The organism is Trichocoleus sp. DQ-A2, assembly GCF_039961915.1.
Lineage (GTDB): Bacteria > Cyanobacteriota > Cyanobacteriia > Cyanobacteriales > FACHB-T130 > FACHB-T130.
On record NZ_JAMPKD010000013.1, the window covers coordinates 70,984 to 90,073 of the forward strand.

12 protein-coding genes are annotated in these 19,090 nt (G+C 46.8%); 11 read left to right on the plus strand and 1 reads right to left on the minus strand.

The genetic code is table 11. The annotated features are described in order from the left end of the window. Nucleotides 1-170 precede the first annotated feature (170 nt). From NC997_RS14960 to NC997_RS14990, 7 genes are all read left to right on the plus strand, one after another. On the plus strand, nt 171-3,536 hold the full coding sequence (locus NC997_RS14960) for a PAS domain S-box protein (RefSeq protein WP_190526843.1): 3,366 nt from the start codon (nt 171-173) through the stop codon (nt 3,534-3,536). 70 nt (nt 3,537-3,606) lie between these two features. Continuing rightward, a complete protein-coding gene (locus NC997_RS14965; protein WP_190436369.1) occupies nt 3,607-4,068 on the plus strand; it encodes a response regulator in 462 nt (153 codons plus the stop codon). A 204-nt stretch (nt 4,069-4,272) separates the two neighbouring features. After that, a complete protein-coding gene (locus NC997_RS14970) occupies nt 4,273-6,927 on the plus strand; it encodes a response regulator (protein WP_190526846.1) in 2,655 nt (884 codons plus the stop codon). A 589-nt stretch (nt 6,928-7,516) separates the two neighbouring features. Next, nucleotides 7,517-8,845, plus strand: coding sequence for an ABC transporter substrate-binding protein (locus NC997_RS14975; protein ID WP_190526849.1), 1,329 nt, complete (start codon nt 7,517-7,519; stop codon nt 8,843-8,845). A gap of 127 nt (nt 8,846-8,972) precedes the next feature. Continuing rightward, nucleotides 8,973-9,884 (plus strand): ABC transporter permease subunit, encoded by a 912-nt coding sequence (locus NC997_RS14980; protein ID WP_190436357.1) that lies wholly within the window; start codon nt 8,973-8,975, stop codon nt 9,882-9,884. An 81-nt stretch (nt 9,885-9,965) separates the two neighbouring features. After that, nucleotides 9,966-10,772 carry a carbohydrate ABC transporter permease gene (locus tag NC997_RS14985; protein ID WP_242028893.1) on the plus strand — a complete coding sequence of 269 codons (807 nt, stop codon included), beginning with the start codon at nt 9,966-9,968 and terminating at the stop codon, nt 10,770-10,772. Between the two features lie 145 nt (nt 10,773-10,917). Continuing rightward, nucleotides 10,918-12,018: an ABC transporter ATP-binding protein gene (locus NC997_RS14990; protein ID WP_190411438.1), complete on the plus strand. Its 1,101-nt coding sequence runs from the start codon at nt 10,918-10,920 to the stop codon at nt 12,016-12,018. Between the two features lie 202 nt (nt 12,019-12,220). On the opposite strand, the gene NC997_RS14995 is transcribed toward NC997_RS14990, so the two are convergent. Beyond that, complete coding sequence (locus NC997_RS14995) at nt 12,221-14,038, minus strand: iron uptake porin (protein ID WP_190526851.1); 1,818 nt, start codon at nt 14,036-14,038, stop codon at nt 12,221-12,223. Nucleotides 14,039-14,564: 526 nt separating this feature from the next. Between NC997_RS14995 and NC997_RS15000 the strand changes: the two genes are divergently transcribed. The 4 genes from NC997_RS15000 to upp all read left to right on the plus strand — a co-directional run bounded on the left by NC997_RS15000 (nt 14,565) and on the right by upp (nt 19,083). Beyond that, entirely contained in the window at nt 14,565-15,119 is a 555-nt protein-coding gene (locus tag NC997_RS15000) for a DUF2808 domain-containing protein (protein ID WP_190526853.1), read from the plus strand. Between the two features lie 482 nt (nt 15,120-15,601). Beyond that, nucleotides 15,602-16,867, plus strand: a complete 1,266-nt coding sequence (locus NC997_RS15005; RefSeq protein WP_190526855.1) for a GTP cyclohydrolase II — start codon at nt 15,602-15,604, stop codon at nt 16,865-16,867. A 72-nt stretch (nt 16,868-16,939) separates the two neighbouring features. Next, complete coding sequence (locus NC997_RS15010) at nt 16,940-18,175, plus strand: URC4/urg3 family protein (protein ID WP_190526857.1); 1,236 nt, start codon at nt 16,940-16,942, stop codon at nt 18,173-18,175. A 272-nt stretch (nt 18,176-18,447) separates the two neighbouring features. Continuing rightward, entirely contained in the window at nt 18,448-19,083 is a 636-nt protein-coding gene (gene upp, locus NC997_RS15015; protein ID WP_190426659.1) for a uracil phosphoribosyltransferase, read from the plus strand. Nucleotides 19,084-19,090 lie beyond the last annotated feature (7 nt).

Here is a 19,090-nt window from a genome sequence, read left to right on the forward strand (position 1 = left end):
ACCGGGAAAAAGTGGCGAGTTGCGATTTTGAGCGCGATCGCTGCTAATCATTGCGAAACCTAACAACTCAATAAATAATCCATAAGGTGAATGCCAAAAAATTGTCATCTACCTTAGGGTTAAAAAAGCCTTGATGAAGGTGCGCTTTGGATTTCGATCTTGAAAGGTTCATGCTGAAAGTAACACGCTCCCAACTCTTGAGCTATGGCGTGGTTGTATTGAGTGTGGTGGTAGCTCTGCTACTGACACTCCTGTTACAGCCACTGATGGGACCGCTCATTTTCCCCTTCTTTTATGCAGCAGTGTCGATTAGTGCCTGGTATGGTGGCATGGTTCCGGGGCTGCTAGCTGCAATTTTATCGGCTTTAGTTACCAATTTCCTCTTCTTAGGGCCGCTCTATTCTTTAAACGTCGCCAGCACGAGCCTTGTAGTGCGACTGGGTGTATTTATTCTTGTGACGTTCCTGATCAGCTCGCTGAACTCAGAACTACACACTGCAAAACAGCGGCTAGAGACGAGTCTGCTGAAGCTACAAGCAAGTGAGAAGCGCTATCGTCGCCTCATCGATACTGCCAACGAAGGCATCTGGACAATCGATACCCAAGGACGGACAGACTACGTCAACCAGCGAATGGCGCAAATGCTGGGATACAGGGTGGAAGAAATCCTGGAACGATCCATTTTCGACTTTGTGGATGAAGCGTCGCGCCAGGAAGCACTGCAAAAAATACTACAACCCAACCCAGACGTCACCGCTCAATATGACTTGCAGTTCCGCCGCAAAGACGGCTCGGATCTCTGGGCAATTGTATGTACCAGTCCAATTTTCAGCGACATGGGGGAATTCCTCGGCACGCTTGCCATGATTACCGATGTCAGCGATCGCAAGCAAGCAGAGTTGGTGCTACAGGAGTCCACCCGTCGCGTTACGAACGTCCTAGAGAGCATCACTGATGCGTTTGTCGCTTTGGATCGCCAGTGGCGGATCACCTATGTAAACCATGAAACAGCGAGGCTCAACGGGCAAAAGCTGGAGGAAATCGTTGGAAAAACTCACTGGGAGCAATGGCCTTGGTCAGTAGGGACGAAAGTTGAGCGAGAATATCGACGGGCAATTACCGAGCAGGTGGCTGTCCATTTCGAGGTGTTCTACGAGCCGTTAAGCATCTGGTTAGAGATCCATGCTTATCCTTCCGAAGACGGGCTGAGCATTTATTACCGGGACATCACCGAGCGCAAGCAAGCGCAGGAGACGCTGGAAAAAAAAGAAAATGAACTCCGCCTGATTACAAATGCCTTGCCAGTCCTGATTGCCTATATCAATTCAGAACAGCGCTATTGCTTTCACAACAAAGCCTATGAAGAATGGTTCGGGGATTCTGGCACGCAAGTGAATGGAAAGCAAGTTCGGGAGGTTCTGGGCGAAGCCGCTTATGAAGCGACTCGTCCGTATATTGAGACAGTCTTGTCAGGAAAACAAGTTACTTACGAAACCAAACTCCCCTATAAAGATGGTGATACCCGCTACATCAGTGCCACTTACATTCCCCAGTTTGACAGTCTTGGGCAAGTTGAAGGATTTGTCGGCTTAGTTAGCGATATCAGCGATCGCAAAGCATCTGAGGAAGCGTTGCGTCGCTCGGAAGAGCGCTTCCGCAGACTCTTCGACTCCAACCTGAGCGGCGTTGCCTTCTGGAATTTGGATGGTTTCATCACTGAAGCCAATGACGCTTACCTCCGCTTGGTTGGCTACACCCGCGAAGAATTTACCGAATTGGGAAAAATCAGTTGGAAAAACCTAACGCCCCCAGAGTACCAACACGTAGATGAGCGAGCGATCGCAGAGGTTCTAGCAACGGGAGTTTCCAATATTTACGAGAAAGAGTACGTCCAACGGGACGGCAAGCGAGTGCCGATCGTTCTGGGGATTGCCTTGCTTAACGACTCTCAGCAAGAGGGTGTCGCCTTTTTACTGGACATTAGCGATCGCAAACAAGTAGAGGCAGAACGCGCTTTGCTTTTATCCTTGGAGCAAATCGCCCGTGCGGAAGCAGAAACTGCTAAAGAGCAAGTCTCCAATATTCTCGAAAGCATCACCGACGGCTTTCTCGCCTTCGACCGCGAGTGGCGTTTTACCTACGTTAACCGCGAGGGAGCCAGAACTTTGGGTCGTTCCTCGGAAGAACTTCTGGGCAAGAACTTCTGGGAAGAGTTGCCAGAAGTTGTCAATACCCGCTTCGATCAGATGTACCGGCGGGTAATTGCCGAGCAAGTGCCTCTGGAACTGGAAGATTATTACCCACCGTTCGACGCTTGGTTTGCCGTCCGCGCCTATCCTACCGAAACCGGAGGGCTATCGGTATACTTCCGCAACATTAGCGATCGCAAGCACGCTGAAGCCGCCTTAAGCGAAAGTGAAGAACGCTTTCGCTTAATGGCAGATACGGCTCCCGTCTTGATTTGGATGTCTGGTTTAGACAAGCTCTGTTACTACTTCAATAAACCCTGGCTGAACTTTACCGGACGGACAACGGAAGAAGAGATGGGCAACGGTTGGATGGAAGGAGTTCATCCTGACGATCTCCAATTTTGTTTAGACACTTATGTAAATGCGTTTGATGCTCGTCAAGATTTAAAAATGGAATATCGCCTCAGACGCTTTGATGGGGAGTACCGATGGCTTCTAGATATTGGGATTCCCCGATTTACGCCAGAGGGCATTTTTCTGGGTTATATCGGCTCGTGTATCGATATTAGCGATCGCAAAGAAGCTGAAGCATCGATTCGACAACTCAATGAAAAGTTAGAAAAACGGGTCCAAGAACGGACTGCTCAACTAGAAGCTGCTAATAAAGAACTTGAATCTTTCTCCTACTCGGTTTCCCATGACTTGCGGGCACCACTTCGCCATATTAGCGGTTTCGTGGACTTGCTCCTAAAACGGCTAGGGTCAACAACCCTCGATGAAACCAGTCTGCGTTATCTCAAAACGATTGCCCAGACCACTAAACAAGCCGGAGTTCTCGTCGATGAACTGCTCGCCTTTTCCCGCATGGGGCGCACTGAGATGCGCTATGCATCGATTAATATGGATCGGCTGGTTCGAGAAGTCCAACGCGATCTAGAGCCGGAAATCAATAACCGGGCGGTAACTTGGCAACTTGAAAACTTACCTGAAGTCCAAGGCGACCCTTCCATGTTACGGCTGGTACTCCAGAATCTGATGGCGAATGCTATTAAGTACACGCAGACACGCACCCATGCCGAAATAGAAATTGGCAGCACTGACAATGAGTCTGAGGTTGTCTTTTTTATTCGTGATAATGGCGTAGGATTCGATATGCAGTACGTACACAAACTTTTTGGCGTATTTCAGCGCCTGCACAGCCAACAAGAGTTCGAGGGGACTGGCATTGGATTGGCGAACGTCCAGCGAATTATCCATCGTCATGGCGGTCGAACCTGGGCAGAGGGTGCGGTAGAGGGTGGAGCAACTTTCTACTTCTCATTGCCAAAATTGGCAGGAAAAACATGAAAATTAAAAATGCAAAATTAAAAATTAAGAAGAATAAATTTTTTAATTTTTAATTGATACAGGGGGATGAATGAAAGAATTGAAACGAATTTTGCTAGTTGAAGATAGTCCCAACGATGTTGAGTTAACACTCGCAGCGCTAGAGGAAAACCATCTAGCGAATGAAGTGGTGGTCGTGCGCGACGGGGAGGAAGCGCTAGATTATCTCTATCGACGGGGGATTTTTAAGCTGCGGATTGAAGGGAATCCGGTCGTGGTACTGCTAGATCTAAAATTACCCAAAGTGGATGGGCTGGAAGTGCTAGCACAGTTGAAGTCTGACCCTACGATGAAAGTAATCCCAATCGTCATGCTGACTTCTTCACGGGAAGAGCAAGATCTGATTAGGAGTTACGATTTAGGGGTGAATGCTTATGTTGTGAAGCCAGTTGATTTTCATGAATTTGTGAACGCCATCAAGGAAATCGGGCTTTTTTGGGCAGTCGTCAATCAGCCACCACCTGGTTCTTTACCCATTGCCTGTACTGTCTAAGCAGGTAGAAGAAATTAAGCATTCATGATGGAGTTTATTCATGAAAACAAGGGATTATAAACGAAAAATTTTTAAGTTATGAGTTTTAAATTTGGAATCAAAAAAAAATCTAATCACTCAAAATCAAAACTTTCGTTTTCAGCTTTAAGCAGTAATGTTGATTTCCACGGTTGCGCTGAATAATCAAAAAAAGGTTTGAGTCCTGTGAAAGTACTGCGTATCCTCCTACTCGAAGACAGTCTGCTAGATACAGAACTCATCTATGCGAATTTAAGCAATGGTGGGATTGACTGCGAGTTGGTGCAAGTAGAGACGCGCACTGACTTTGTTACAGCACTAGAAACAGACTCTTTTGACTTGATTCTCTCAGATTACTCACTGCCGTCGTTTGATGGCATCTCAGCGCTGAAAATCGCTCGCTCCCTTTGCTGCGATGTGCCATTTATTTTTGTCTCGGCGACGATTGGCGAGGAATTGGCGATTGAGACTCTGAAAAACGGTGCGACAGACTACGTGGTGAAGCAACGGCTAGAGCGACTGGTGCCATCAGTCATGCGAGCTTTGCGAGAAAGCCAGGAACGCAGCGATCGCAAAGCTGCGGAACAAGACCTACACAAAAGCCATGAGCGGCTCAAGCTTCTATCGGAAACCGCAAGCAAGTTACTGTTGAACGATCGACCGCAAGAACTAATCGATAACCTATTTCAAGAACTTTCTTCTCATCTAGGACTTGAAGTTTATTTCAACTACTTGGTCGATCGGGAAAAACAACTTCTGCATTTAAACTGTTGTGGTGGAGTTTCCGAGCAAGTTTCCCAAGAAAGAGAGTGGTTGGATTTGGGTGAAACTGTGTGTGGACGTGTCGCTTTAGAGCGTCACCACTTCGTCGCAGAGAACATTCAGCAATCGACAGACCCGAAAATAGAAATGGCGCGATCGCTAGGGATTACAGCTTATGCTTGTCACCCGTTACTCGCCCACGGTCAGCTCATGGGAACCCTTTCTTTTGGCACCCGCAACCGCATCCGTTTCGAGACGGATGAAATTGAATTGATGAAGGTTGTTTGCGATCAGGTAGCGATCGCATTAGAACGCGCCCAAATGTTGACCCGTCAACGGCAATATACCAGCCGTTTGCAACGCCTCGCAGAGGCATCCGTTTCCATCAACTCAACCCTATCTCTCGACGAAATGCTATCGCTGATTACCGCACAGTCCCGCGAAATCATCGGGACACATCAGTCAGTCACTAGCATCACGGTAGGCGAGAACTGGGAACAGGCGATTAACTCAGTCTCTCTGTCAGATAAGTACGCGCAGTGGCGAGATTACAGTGAAACAACCGATGGTTCTGGCATCTATGCACTGGTCTGTAGCATGAAGCGCCCGATGCGGATGACGCAAGCCGAACTAGAAGCACATCCAGCTTGGCGAGGTTTTGGGAAGGCGGCTGACCAGCACCCACCGATGCGGGGTTGGCTAGCTGTACCCCTGATCGGTCGGAATGGAAAAAATATCGGTTTAATTCAGCTTTCCGACAAATACGAGGGGGAATTTACCGAAGAGGATGAAGCCATTCTGGTACAAATGGCTCAGATGGCATCGGCGGCGATTGATAATGCACAGCTTTACCAAGAATCTCAGCAAGCGAATCGCATGAAAGATGAGTTCTTGGCGATACTTTCTCACGAGTTGCGATCGCCGCTCAACCCAATCCTCGGTTGGACGCAACTACTCCGCACCCGAAAGTTTGACCAAGCTACCACTGCTCGTGCGATTGAAACCATCGAGCGCAATGCTAAATTGCAGACACAGCTCATTGATGATTTGCTGGATGTCTCGCGGATCATCCGCGGAAAAGTCGGTCTAAATATCTCCCCAATCAACCTAGTCTCTACCCTTGAGGCAGCTATCGACACGGTGCGTCTGGCGGCTGACGCGAAATCGATTCAGCTTCAGTCTTTCCTCGATCCAACGGTCGGGCTGGTTTCGGGCGATTCCAGCCGCATACAACAAGTTGTTTGGAATTTGCTCTCAAACGCGATTAAGTTTACGCCGGAAGGCGGTCGTGTTGAGATAAGACTGTCAATGGTCAGCGGTCAAAAGTCATTCGCCAACGAACGCGAACTCATGACAAATGAAGGACTCAGGACTTATCGCAACTATGCCCAAATTCAAGTCCTCGACACCGGGAAGGGCATCCGTGCTGACTTTTTGCCCCATGTCTTTGATTACTTCCGACAAGCGGATGGCTCAACGACTCGGAAGCACGGTGGACTGGGACTCGGTTTGGCAATCGTGCATCATTTAGTAGAACTGCACGGTGGGACTGTCTACGCAGAAAGTCCGGGCGAAGGACAGGGAGCAACTTTCACAGTAATATTGCCACTTATCAAGAGTGAGGCGAAAAAACTAACAATGGAAGAAGATGTTTTATTGGGTTCTGAATCCTCCGTCGGCAGCGCTTTACTCGATGGCGTGCGAGTACTGGTTGTGGACGATGATACTGACACGCGGGAATTTCTGACCTTCATGCTGGAACAATATGGCGCTGAAGCGATCGCAGCGGCATCGGCACAAGAAGCATTTGAGCGAATCCCTCAAGTCAGACCGGATGTTCTGGTGAGTGACATTGGGATGCCCGACGAGGATGGCTATTCTTTGCTTGGGAAAGTGCGGAAACTGGATGCCAGCCAAGGAGGAGAGACTCCGGCGATCGCGCTGACTGCCTATGCGAGGGAAGAAGACCGCACGCAGGCTCTCTCGGCAGGCTTTCAGATGCATTTGGCGAAGCCAGTTGAGCCAGATGAATTGGCGAATGTGGTTGCAAAGCTGGCGGCAAGCACTTCAAATCGATAACTGCTAATTCTAATAGATGAATATCAATAGAAATTGTGGTTTGTACAATTGGGTAGTTTTTCGCAGCGATCGCTAGTCTTAACCTTAGAGTTTTTCGTAGCGATCGCGAGTCTTAACCCTTCCAAGGTTAATCAAACTTTTTTTAAATTTAATAAAACTTAATCTTATATTAACGAGGATTTTACCACTTTTAGGTCTGCAACTCAAACCCCCCAGGAAAGTTTTTTGTTTATAGCTTGCTATCTCTTTGGAAGGTTGATCTCTCATTAATAAGAAATTAATTTACTGATATCAAAGCATTTTTATCTATCAGAAATAAACAGTTTGTACTCCTAGCAGAACCAGAGACGATCTCAGTTCAGCCTAGGAACGCTTCTGCAAACTTTGCCTTTTTCAAAGGAATCATCTGCATTGATGACAAGCTGAAACTTTATCTGTAGCACGAGCTTTTTTTCGGGCTTCTTATCAGAGTATTAAGCAATTTTAAGCAAAGTGAGTAAGCTAGCCATCAAATAAGCCGGTTGAGAAAATTTAATTGTCTTTATTTGTTTCCCAATCAACTATTAAACCTTTGCTTGATAAAGCAACAATGTTATATCGCCAATCGGTAAACAAACTGCGAAAATTCCTACCAAACCTCCGCTCTTTGCGTCGCTTTGGGATATCTATTCTTCTTTTCTTGGGCATCGTATTGTTTAGCTGGTTCGTGATGGCTCAGCAGCCAGTCACGCTCAACCTGTTGCTGCCTGCCCCAGATGCCCCACCCTTGCAGCGGATGATCAAAGACTTCGAGGCAGAGAATCCAGGCATTCGCATCAACATCGTTGAAGGTCCTAACGCTACAAACTTGGTTGAAGACCTCTATACCTCTGCTTTCATCTTGGGAGAATCTCCTTATGACCTGGTGGTCATGGATATCATCTGGACGCCAAAATTTGCGGCGGCGGGTTGGCTGCTAGACCTCAGCAACCGGATTTCCCAAGACGAATTGGCAGCATTTTCACCCAATGATGTCGAAGGGGGACGTTACGAAGGCAAGCTGTACCGACTGCCAATTCGTTCTGATGCGGGGATGCTCTACTACCGGAAAGACTTGCTAGCAGAAGCCGGATTGCAGCCGCCAGAAACTTTTCAAGATTTGATGGCAGCTTCCAAAACCTTGCAGAAGGCAGGAAAGGTAACATGGGGCTACCTCTGGCAAGGTCGCCAATACGAAGGAGCGGTGGCAATGTTTATGGAGGTTCTCGAAGGCGCTGGTGGCTTCTGGGTGAATCCCGACACGTTAGAAGTTGGGTTAGATCGACCGGAAGCCTTAAGAGCCATCGAGTTTTTGCGCGGCACCGTTCAGGAGGGTGTTGCTCCGCCTGGGGTGACAACCTATCACGAAGAAGATACCCGACGCTTCTTCCAAAACGGTCAGGCAGCGTTTTTAAGAAGTTGGCCTTATGTCTGGCCCTTAGCGAATGAAGAGACTTCGCCCATCAAGGGAAAAATCGGGATTAAACCGATGGTTCACGCCGCCGGTCAAAGTGGGGCGGCTTGCCTAGGCGGCTGGGGTTTTGGAATTTCTAAATCCTCTCGACATCCAGAGGAAGCCTGGAAAGCGATTCAATACTTTACCAGTGAAGAAACACAGCGGCAATTCATATTGAAAGAGGGCTATCTGCCCAGCCGACGGGCATTATTTACAGACCCACAGATTGTCACTAAATACCCCCACTACCCGCAGATTTTAGAGGTGGTGCAAAAAGCCGTCTTACGTCCGCCGATTGCACAATATGCCCAAGCCTCTGATATTTTGCAACGCTACCTCAGTGCCGCACTCACCAACCGAACGAGTCCGGAAAAAGCAATGCAATCTGCCGCCAATGAAACGCGCCGACTCCTCAACGCGGGTCAAGCGAAACCGTCGGCATAACCAGGCAACCCTGTAAAAGGCAAAAGTCAATCAAAACAATTGCATCATTTGCGGTTTCTTTTGCCTTTTCACCTTGGACTTTTTACTTGTTTAAGAGTTAGTCTTTTGAATTTTTACCTTTGACTTCATGATGAACCTGAATACAATCCGAGGTCGGGAACAACGCACGGGCTGGATCTTACTACTGCCTGCCTTGCTTGTCCTGTTATTGGTCTATGGCTACCCGATTGTCCGGGCATTCTGGTTGAGTTTGTTTACGAAGAACCTAGGAACCGAGTTGCAACCTGTCTTCGTGGGTCTGGATAATTACGGGCGGATGGCGGGGGATGGTCGTTTCTGGCAGAGTTTCTGGACAACAACAGTCTTCACTACCTCAGCCGTCATTATCGAGCTATTACTAGGGCTGGGAATCGCTCTGGTTCTGACTCAGAAATTTCGGGGAAGAAGCTTGGTGCGAACGACAGCTATCTTACCGTGGGCATTACCGACTGCTCTGATCGGTCTTGCCTGGGGTTGGATTTTTAACGACCAGTTTGGCGTTGTCAACGACATTCTCAGACGAGTCGGTCTCATAGAAGGTGGGATTAACTGGCTGGGAGATCCAACGCTGGCATTGATGGCGGTGATCTTTGCCGATGTTTGGAAAACCACGCCGTTTATCAGCATTCTGCTCTTAGCTGGGTTGCAGTCGATTTCGCCTGACCTCTACGAAGCCCATTCGATTGATGGAGCAACCCCTTGGCAAAACTTCACTAGAATTACGCTACCGTTGCTGATGCCGCAAATCTTAATTGCACTGCTATTTCGATTTGCCCAATCTTTCGGGATTTTCGACTTGATTGCGGTGATGACAGGTGGCGGGCCTGGAGGTTCGACGGAAGTGGTCTCGCTGTACATCTACTCCACCGTGATGCGCTACTTAGACTTTGGTTATGGTGCGGCGCTGGTGGTAGTGACCTTTACGTTGCTGATTGTAGCAGTAGCGATCGCTAGTTTCTTGCTCAGTCGCTCTCGTGCCAAAACTTCAGGAGCCGCTTAAGTTATGACTGTCATTCCCCAAGAACGCCCAACCGCTCCAACCCCAACCAAGGGGAAAAAGTTTTCCTGGAAAAAAATCTTAATGCCCCTGGCAGTTGCCCTGGTAGTAATCTTCTGCCTAGCGCCAGTTTTATGGCAACTGCTGACTTCATTCAAAGTCAATGAGGATATTGCCGCCGTTCCCACGGTCTATTTTCCCACTCGATACACCCTTGCTCACTACATTGAGTTATTCGTTCGTCGTCCGTTTTGGCGCTACATCTTAAATAGTGCCTTCGTCTCGATTACTTCCACTGCTCTAGCTTTAGCCATTGGGGCACCCGCGGCTTACGCTCTGGCACGATTGCATCTTCGGGGCGGCAAAGTTATCCTTGCTGGTGTCTTAATCATTACTTTATTCCCTGGAATTTTGTTGTTCTTGGGACTGTTAGAAATTGTCCAGGCATTTCGCTTGGGTAACAACTATTTGGCGCTGATAATTCCTTATACCGCCATCAATTTACCGTTGACGATTTTAGTGCTGCGAAGCTTTTTCGAGCAATTGCCAAAAGATTTGGAAGATGCTGCTAAAGTCGATGGTTATAATACGTTCCAAATGCTGACGCAAATCTTACTGCCGATGACGGTTCCAGCTTTGGTAACAACTGGAATTCTCACCTTTATTTTTGCTTGGAACGAGTTTATCTTCGCCCTCACCTTTATTACTCGTGAAGATATGAAGACGATTCCGGTTGGGGCTGCTCAATTAGGCGGTGCGTCCCTATTTGAAATTCCATACGGGCCAATTGCTGCGGCAACGGTCTTGGGAACTTTGCCCCTAGTTTTACTGGTGTTGTTCTTCCAGCGCAAGATTGTCCAAGGTTTAACAGCGGGTGCTGTTAAAGGATAAAGGGATGAATTTTGAGTTTTGAGTGATGAATGAATCACTCAACCTTAAAAATCATCCCTTTTCTCAGACTGAGCCAGAAACCGAGGTAAAAAAACTTTCAACCTTCAACTTTCTGCAACTTTCAACCTTCAACCTGTTTAAAATCATGGCTAGACTCGAACTCCGAAACTTAAATAAAACCTATAATCCGAAAGTCATCCCGGTCAAAGACGTTAGCTTGAGCGTAGAAGATGGTGAGTTTCTCACGTTACTTGGACCTTCTGGATGCGGTAAATCTACCATTCTGCGGTTGATTGCAGGTTTGGAAGAACCCACTCGCGGTCGGGTCTCGATCGGGGATAAAGATGTCACAAACTTGCGACCGGGCGATCGCGACATTGCAATGGTATTTCAAAGCTATGCCCTTTATCCTCACATGACGGTTTACGAGAATATCGGTTCTGGTCTCAAACTGCAAAAAACACCCCCGGAAGAAATTAAACAACGGGTGGCAGAAGCTTCAAGAGTATTGGGATTAGACGAATTAATGAGCCGCAAACCGGGTCAAATGTCTGGCGGACAACGGCAGCGGGTCGCCCTAGCACGGGCTTTGGTACGCCGTCCTCATGTCTTTTTATTAGATGAACCCCTAAGTAACTTGGATGCGCTGTTGCGGGAAAACGTCAGGGCTGAAATTAAGCAATTATTTGAATCTCAACACGTTCCAGTTGTTTACGTCACCCACGACCAGACAGAAGCGATGACGCTTTCTAGCAAAGTGGCTGTTCTCAACAAGGGCGATGTGCAGCAACTTGACCCCCCCGAACGTATTTATAATAATCCGGCAAATCTATTTGTAGCTGGGTTTGTGGGCAGTCCCCAGATGAATTTGTTAACGCTGCCTTGCCAGGGAAATTCCGCCATGCTAGGTAATTTTAGAATCCCGCTGCCGGAAGTTCCAACCGTGCCGCCGCAGATTGTGTTGGGGATTCGTCCGGAAAATGTTCGCATTGCACAACCTGAAGATAGAAACACCGTTCGGGGTCGGGTGTTTTTGGTAGAAAACTTGGGGATGAACAACTTAGTAAGCGTACGGGTTGAGGGTTCTGCTGGCGAACCCACGACAATTCGTACCTTGTTACCGACGGATCGGCGCTGGAGTGGCGAAGATATAACACTGGCATTGCCACTTCAGAATATCCACTGGTTTGATGTGCAGACGGGGGATGCTGTTTTTAGACGGCAACCGCTTGCGGTTGGGCGTTAGGCAACACTAAAGCTTCATTTTGCAATCAGAAAAAATTTTTGTTTGACTCGGTCAAAGAGCCAGGGGATTGTTTCCCTGACTCTTTGCTATGCCCCTAAATCTGCGAAGACTCTACAGAGCTTGCCTGTGCTATGCACCGCTACGCTAACAAGTGATCGCGTTTCGGTAATGCTCAGAATGGTAACAGGATTAAAACACTTTCTTAAAACACAAAACTGGTGCGGACGGTGCCGACATAAATTAGATCGTTGTTAGCATTGTGTTCGGGATTTGTAATTACAAAAAATCCTGGGGTAATCGCAATATTATCAGTGATTTGATAGCGGTAAAAGGCCTCTAAATGTAAGGAGGTATCGGGATCTTCGCGCCCAACAACATCATTTTCAATCGCTTTAGGCGGTTGACCAATCACGAATCCGAGCAGATTACCCAGTCCACCGACATCGGGCAAAGCAAAGCTTAAAGCCCACGTAAAGATTTTGGCATCGCTGCCTTTATGTGGATCGGATTCGGCACGAGCATTAATTAACCCTGTCCAGCCGGAAATGTTGAAGTTAGGAGAGACTTGATAAGAGGCTTGTAATCCATAAGCATTGGTAGAAAGATTCGCACCATTAAAAGGGTCTTCGGCGTTACGACTGCCTTTGCCAGTGACGATGTTATAAGAATGAATATAAGTCAAACCCACACTCAGACTGTCTGTAGGATATAAAGTGACTTGAGCGATCGCGCCGTAACGACCCCCAAATAGACCCGTTTCCGCTTGATTGGTGTTCGATGCGAGATATCCCAAAGACAGCCGCACCGCTCGACTAATGCGATATTCTAAACCAAACCCCGTGCCTCCATTCAACCCGAATAGCTGCGATTCCCCGGCAAAGTTAGAAACGGTGCCAAGAAGAGAATTGTTGATATAGGGATTGAGGGTAGGCGTAAAATCACCAAAGCCAATCCCGATAATACCAAAGTAAACAATCGCTTGTTCTGTCACCGGATACCGATAGAACAGTCCGCCAATTTGAATGTCATTCTCGTTGTTTCCGGTGAATGAGAGTTTGGCGAAGTTAGTTCCCGTCACCGTTGCAAAGTTAGGAGTATTTTGAGCAGCTAATCGGGTTCTCAACAAGTCTTGACCAGAGAAACTGGTATCAAAATTCAATTCAACTCGGTTGCTGAGGACAACATTCGCATCGCCATCCTGGTTGTTGATTTCACCGCCACCAACTCCACTGACGGCAAACAGGATTTCTCCCCGGAGTCTGGTTGTCGTGGAAAAGCGTTGTTCTTCTAACTGAGTAACGGATGCTTCTAAGTTACCGACGCGAGTTAACAAGGTTGCGAGTTCTGGTGCAAATTCCGTTTGCAATCGTTGCAATGTCGCTAAATCTTCTTGGCTGGCAAGTTCGCCAGTTGAGGTTTGAATGAGTTGATTGATTCGATTGAGACACGCATTCAACCCGGCGGCAAATTCATAGCGACTGAGTGCGCGGTTGCCTCTAAAGGTGCTGTCGGGATAACCTGCAATGCAACCATAGCGCTCGACTAGGGATTCCAGCGCCTGGAATGCCCAGTCTGTCGGCTGCACATCGGAAAGTTGAGTGACGGAAGTGACTTGCTCCATCGAGTCAGCTTCTAGCTCATCTAGGCTGGTTAGCTCCAAGCCGTCGATGGTTTGCGCTATTGTTGTCGCTTTTTCGCTTAACTCTGTTTCAATAACTGATTCAATAACTGGCGCTTCCGGTAAATTTGGATTGAGATCGGCAGGAGTCGGCTCAGATAGAACGGCAACTGAACTGACATCTATGCTGATATCTATTGGTGAAAGCTCGGTGCTGTTTGCTCCTGGTGGCTCCTGGGTTTCTGGGGTAGATGAGGCAATTGTTTCTAAGGAAGTGGTATTAGGTTCGGTATTGGCAATTTCTGTGGCGATCGCTTCTATAGCAACGGCACGATTGCACAATAGCAAAGCGACACCCCAGATGCCTATACCAAGTCCTAAAGCCCGGAATAGCTTAAACATAGTTCCTCCGCACACCTGTATACACGCTGGTGAAAGCGCTGAGTCGGCAAAGACAACCTGTGAAAAACTCCCTAGTTTTTCAAAATCTTTTGTAGTTAGGTTAAAACTCGGTTGTTCTCAGCTTTGCTCAACCGCGCTTTAAAAATTAATCTGTAGCTTGATTTTATCTATTATTTTCCGATTTTTAGCTGATTTGATGCAGTTATTGACATTCTGTAAACTTAGAAGCGGCGAATGAGAACTGCACAAATCTGAAGGGAATTATTAGGAGCGATCGCTCAAATCTTAAATGAAGGTTTAAAATTATATGTTCAAGGCGGAGCTACTTTTAAAATTCTTTGCTATAAAAAAGGTAAGAAAGATAAAGCATCCTTCTTAGGTAGCATTGTTGCTTATCATTTTCATGAATAATTGTTGAAGATGATATACGCGATCGCTTTGCCGTAAATGGCTCTCCCTTTAGAAAAGCTTTCCAAGTTCGTGAATCGCATCTACCAGACACTCGCACCCCTAGGAGGTCACAACAATGAAGCGTCTTAAGCAATTGTCTCTGGCATTAATTGCAGGCACTCTTACCTTTGGCGTCGGCGCTTCTGGAGTAAACAATCCATCAGCGCAGGCGATTCAATTCTCAAATGGCAGAAGTTCTTTTGGTGTTCCTTTTCAATTAAGTAATACCAGAACGAGTCAAGCCAGCGTCCGGTTCAGAGGCGCAAGCTATTACTTCACTTTTAACTTACCAAAAACGGCGTCTCAATCTTTAAATCGAGTAACAATTCGTCAAAATGGTGGCAATTTAGTTGAATTCGATTCTGCCAGAACTAAAGCGTTTCTCAATGAGGAACCCAAAGAGAATTGTAAGTTGGGCGAAGTAAAAGTTGACAAAAAAACTCAGGAAGTTGACCTAGTATTCGATCCCCCAATTCAACCCGGTCAAACTGTAACGGTTGCCATTGGACCCTTTGAAAATCCTAGTGTTTCTGGGATTTATAACTTTGGCGTGTCAGCGTTTCCTACAGGCGATAAACCCGAAAAGCAATTTTTAGGTTATGGTCCTTTGCGCTTTTTTGATGCTCGGTAAAGTTTGTATTATCAATAAAGCCAAGCCGCAACCGCTGGGGAGTTTTCTCTAGCGGTTTTTTCGTGAATATTCTTGACAATATAGTGATTCTCGGTTAAGCATGATTTCTCTGTATCGGCGTTGTATTGTAGTGCGGGGATCGTCTGCCGCGATCGCGCCGAGCGAACTTACTCATATAGCCTAACTAGGGCTAAAAATCCTCTAAAAAACTCAAGGGAAAAAAGTTAAGCACAAACGTTTGTATAGATGAATTCATGGAAGTATAGCGATAGGATTAGATTTCTATTAAGTTAATTTAAAAATCTGGAAATTGTATAAGTTTGTAGCAAATAATACTAAATGAAAGGGTAGCAACCACAAACAGATTTGGCTGTGCAGGATACTCCGAGAGCCAAAATCCCCTTGCTATGATGAGAGCTTATTTCCAATTCCCTGCGTAGATTGCCCTAGACGACATCTTGAGTGCATCTTGTGAGCTATTTATGGAAAACCCAAAAAAAGTATCTTCGCATAAGCATATTGTTTTAACATCCCATCCCGGTAAATCGGGTAAAAAATCCGTTTCCGTTCATTGGGGAGAAAGCGATCCGATTAAACGAGGACCCATTATTGGGACATTAGCGAACCCAAATCAACGGAATGCAATTGGCACGCATTCGGGATCTTATGCCGTTTATCGGGCACTTGCGATCGCATCTGGCGCACTCCAGGCAAATCACCGCGCCGATTTAACCAATACTTCTCCGGTTGTCCACATTGGGCCATATCCCAGTTGGGCAGATGCGAACAAAATTGTCTCACTCGATCCATTTGGAGCAATTGTGGGTGAAGTTTTCCCTTCATTTTATGAAGAGGGGTACGATATTCGTCCCACCATTGCTGTCACCAAAGCTCACATTAATATGCCGGAATTGCAAGATTCTGTGGCAAAAGGGCGCTTGCAAGTTGACGGTCAAATTATCAAAAATAACGGTAATTTAGTCGTCACAAAGGTCGCAATCGATCCAGTCTGGTATTTACCAGGGATTGCCAAGCGACTCAACATTGAAGAAAGCGATTTACGTCGCATTCTCTTCCAGCAAACAGGCGGGATGTTCCCAGAATTGGTAACGCGCCCAGATTTACACGTATTCTTACCACCGATTGGCGGCACGACGATTTATCTGATTGGCGATGTCGCCGCAATTACAGATCCCAACCGACTGCTTGCCGTGCGGGTACATGATGAATGCAACGGTTCAGATGTGTTTGGTTCCGATATTTGCACTTGTCGCCCTTATCTGGTGCATGGCATTGAAGTCTGCGTCCAGACAGCACAAGCAGGCGGCGCAGGGGTGATTGTCTATTTCCGCAAAGAAGGTCGTGCCTTGGGCGAAGTAACTAAATTTTTAGTTTACAATGCCCGGAAGCGTCAGGAAGGAGGCGATCGCGCAGATGCCTATTTTGCCCGGACTGAATGCGTGGCAGGACTTCAAGATATGCGGTTTCAAGAACTGATGCCGGATGTGTTGCATTGGCTAGGAATTACGCGAATTGACCGCTTGGTGTCGATGAGTGATATGAAATACAACGCGATTACAAATTCTGGCATTAAGGTAATCGAACGCATCCCGATTCCCGATGATTGGATTCCAGAAGATGCGTGGGTGGAAATTGCTGCCAAGCAAGCCGCCGGTTACTACACGCCGGGAGAAGTGCCCACTGCGACAACTCTGGCAGAAATTAAGGGACGGGGTTTAGGGGATTAGGTTTTTTAACGCAAAGGTACGCAAAGATTAACGCAAAGGTACGCAAAGTTAATCTTTGCGTTTTTATTGTTTATGAGCAATTCTGAATCGGAAGCGATCGCATATTTGAGGAGTCCGGCGGCAATTCGGGAAAGATGCGATCGCCTCTTTCTTTTAGGCTGTGAAGACAAACTGCGTTACTTTCGAGTTGATTTAACCCAGTTAGAGAAATGCGCTGATTATGTCATCGGGGTGATGCGCGATGACTATCCCGATCTCGATATTCCTTTTCACAGTCGCTGGCGACATTTTGAAGTTGGAAATTTGCCTCGTCTTTTGGAACTTGAACAAGCTTTAACGAGACTGACTGGATTAGAAAAAGCGAAAGTTAAGTTTGATTTAGCGATTGTTAGCGTTTTACTGGATGCAGGCGCGGGCACTCATTGGCAGTATTGCGAACCAGAAACGGGACAAGTGTTTCGGCGTTCGGAAGGCTTAGCCGTGGCTAGCTTCCGAATGTTTTTCCAAGGTGCTTTCTCTAGTCACTCGAAATCACCATTACAGGTAGATGCCGATGGACTCCTACAGTTAACAGAAGACGCTTTAGTGCAAGGTTTCCAAGTTAGTGAAAAAAATCCGCTGGTTGGGGTGGAAGGGCGCGTTCAGCTGCTACAGCGTTTGGGACAAGTCCTCGCTCAAAATCCTAAGTTTTTTGGCACCGAAAGCCCGCGTCTTGGTAATCTAGTCAATTATTTGTGGGATAGCAGCAATCATGGACAACTGGCTGCGAGTAAGGTGTTGAGTGCAGTTTTGGAGGGGTTGGGGGAAATTTGGTCGGGGAGACTTGCGATCGCTGGGGTAAACTTAGGCGATGTGTGGATTCATTCAGCTTTATCGGGAGATAAGAAAAGCGACAATTATGTGCCGTTTCACAAACTCTCCCAGTGGTTAACGTATTCTCTTTTAGAACCCCTTCAGAAACTCGATTTAAAAATCACTGGACTAGAGGAACTTACAGGTTTGCCCGAATATCGTAATGGCGGTTTATGTCTAGATACTGGATTGTTACAAGTCAAAGATTCAGCAGTTTTGCAGGAACGTCATCCAGTAGGTTCTGAGGTAATTGTAGAATGGAGGGCTTTAACGGTTAGTTTGTTAGATAAAATTGCGGCAACGATTCGACAAAAGCTGAATATGACTGCTGATGAATTACCCCTAGTAAAAGTTTTACAAGGAGGAACTTGGAGTGCGGGGAGAAAAATTGCCACACAATTACGAGAAGGCGGCGTTCCTCCAATTGAAATTGCGAGTGATGGAACCGTGTTTTAATAGAAATTAGCTGGTGAATATAGCAATGCTCTATTGGATGCAGTATGGTTTAACCCCACCCCTGCCCCTCCCCGTAAACAGGGAGGGGTTAAATATTCCCTCCTGCTTGTAAACGGAGAGGGGTTAAATATTCCCCCCTCTCCGTGAACGGAGAGGGGTTGGGGGTGAGGTTCTTTTATATATTGCACTCAAGTGAAAAGGAATTTTTGCTTATTTTTTAAGCCTGCGTAGGTAGGCTTTGTCTTTGTGCATCTTTCGAGAGGAATTTATTAATGAATGCTGAAGTCACTGTAATCGAACATCCCTTGATCCAACATAAATTAACCCTGATGCGCAAAACGGAAACTAGCACAGGAAAATTTCGCAATCTCCTCAAAGAAATCGGGATGTTGTTAGCTTACGAGGTGACGCGAGATTTACCGCTAAAATATGAAGAAATTAAGACGCCTATTGCCCCGATGTTGGCACCGATGCTGGCTGCTGAAAAGAAGATGGTAATTGTCTCAATTATGCGGGCAGGACAGGGGATTTTAGATGGAATTTTGGAACTGATTCCTTCCGCAAGAGTTGGGCATATTGGTTTATATCGCGATCCGACTACTCATGTAGCGATCGAGTATTATTTCAAGGTTCCGAATGATATTGAACAGCGAGATATTTTAGTTGTCGATCCCATGTTGGCAACCGGAAATTCAGCCGTCGCGGCGATTGACAGAATTAAGGAAGTTAGCCCGATGTCAATCAAGTTTTTGTGCTTGCTGGCAGCACCAGAGGGGATTGCACACTTACGCCGCGAACACCCGGACGTGCCTATTTATACGGCGGCGATTGACGAAAAATTAGATGAACACGGTTATATTGTCCCAGGACTTGGGGATGCAGGCGATCGCTTGTACGGGACAAAGTAGCGATTTG

Coding starts and splice junctions, on each gene's coding strand:
- NC997_RS14960 (WP_190526843.1), top strand. CDS start 171: ATGCTGAAAGTAACACGCTCCCAACTCTTGAGCTATGGCGTGGTTGTA.
- NC997_RS14965 (WP_190436369.1), top strand. CDS start 3,607: ATGAAAGAATTGAAACGAATTTTGCTAGTTGAAGATAGTCCCAACGAT.
- NC997_RS14975 (WP_190526849.1), top strand. CDS start 7,517: ATGTTATATCGCCAATCGGTAAACAAACTGCGAAAATTCCTACCAAAC.
- NC997_RS14980 (WP_190436357.1), top strand. CDS start 8,973: ATGATGAACCTGAATACAATCCGAGGTCGGGAACAACGCACGGGCTGG.
- NC997_RS14985 (WP_242028893.1), top strand. CDS start 9,966: ATGCCCCTGGCAGTTGCCCTGGTAGTAATCTTCTGCCTAGCGCCAGTT.
- NC997_RS14990 (WP_190411438.1), top strand. CDS start 10,918: ATGGCTAGACTCGAACTCCGAAACTTAAATAAAACCTATAATCCGAAA.
- NC997_RS14995 (WP_190526851.1), bottom strand. CDS start 14,038: ATGTTTAAGCTATTCCGGGCTTTAGGACTTGGTATAGGCATCTGGGGT.
- NC997_RS15000 (WP_190526853.1), top strand. CDS start 14,565: ATGAAGCGTCTTAAGCAATTGTCTCTGGCATTAATTGCAGGCACTCTT.
- NC997_RS15005 (WP_190526855.1), top strand. CDS start 15,602: ATGGAAAACCCAAAAAAAGTATCTTCGCATAAGCATATTGTTTTAACA.
- NC997_RS15010 (WP_190526857.1), top strand. CDS start 16,940: ATGAGCAATTCTGAATCGGAAGCGATCGCATATTTGAGGAGTCCGGCG.
- upp (WP_190426659.1), top strand. CDS start 18,448: ATGAATGCTGAAGTCACTGTAATCGAACATCCCTTGATCCAACATAAA.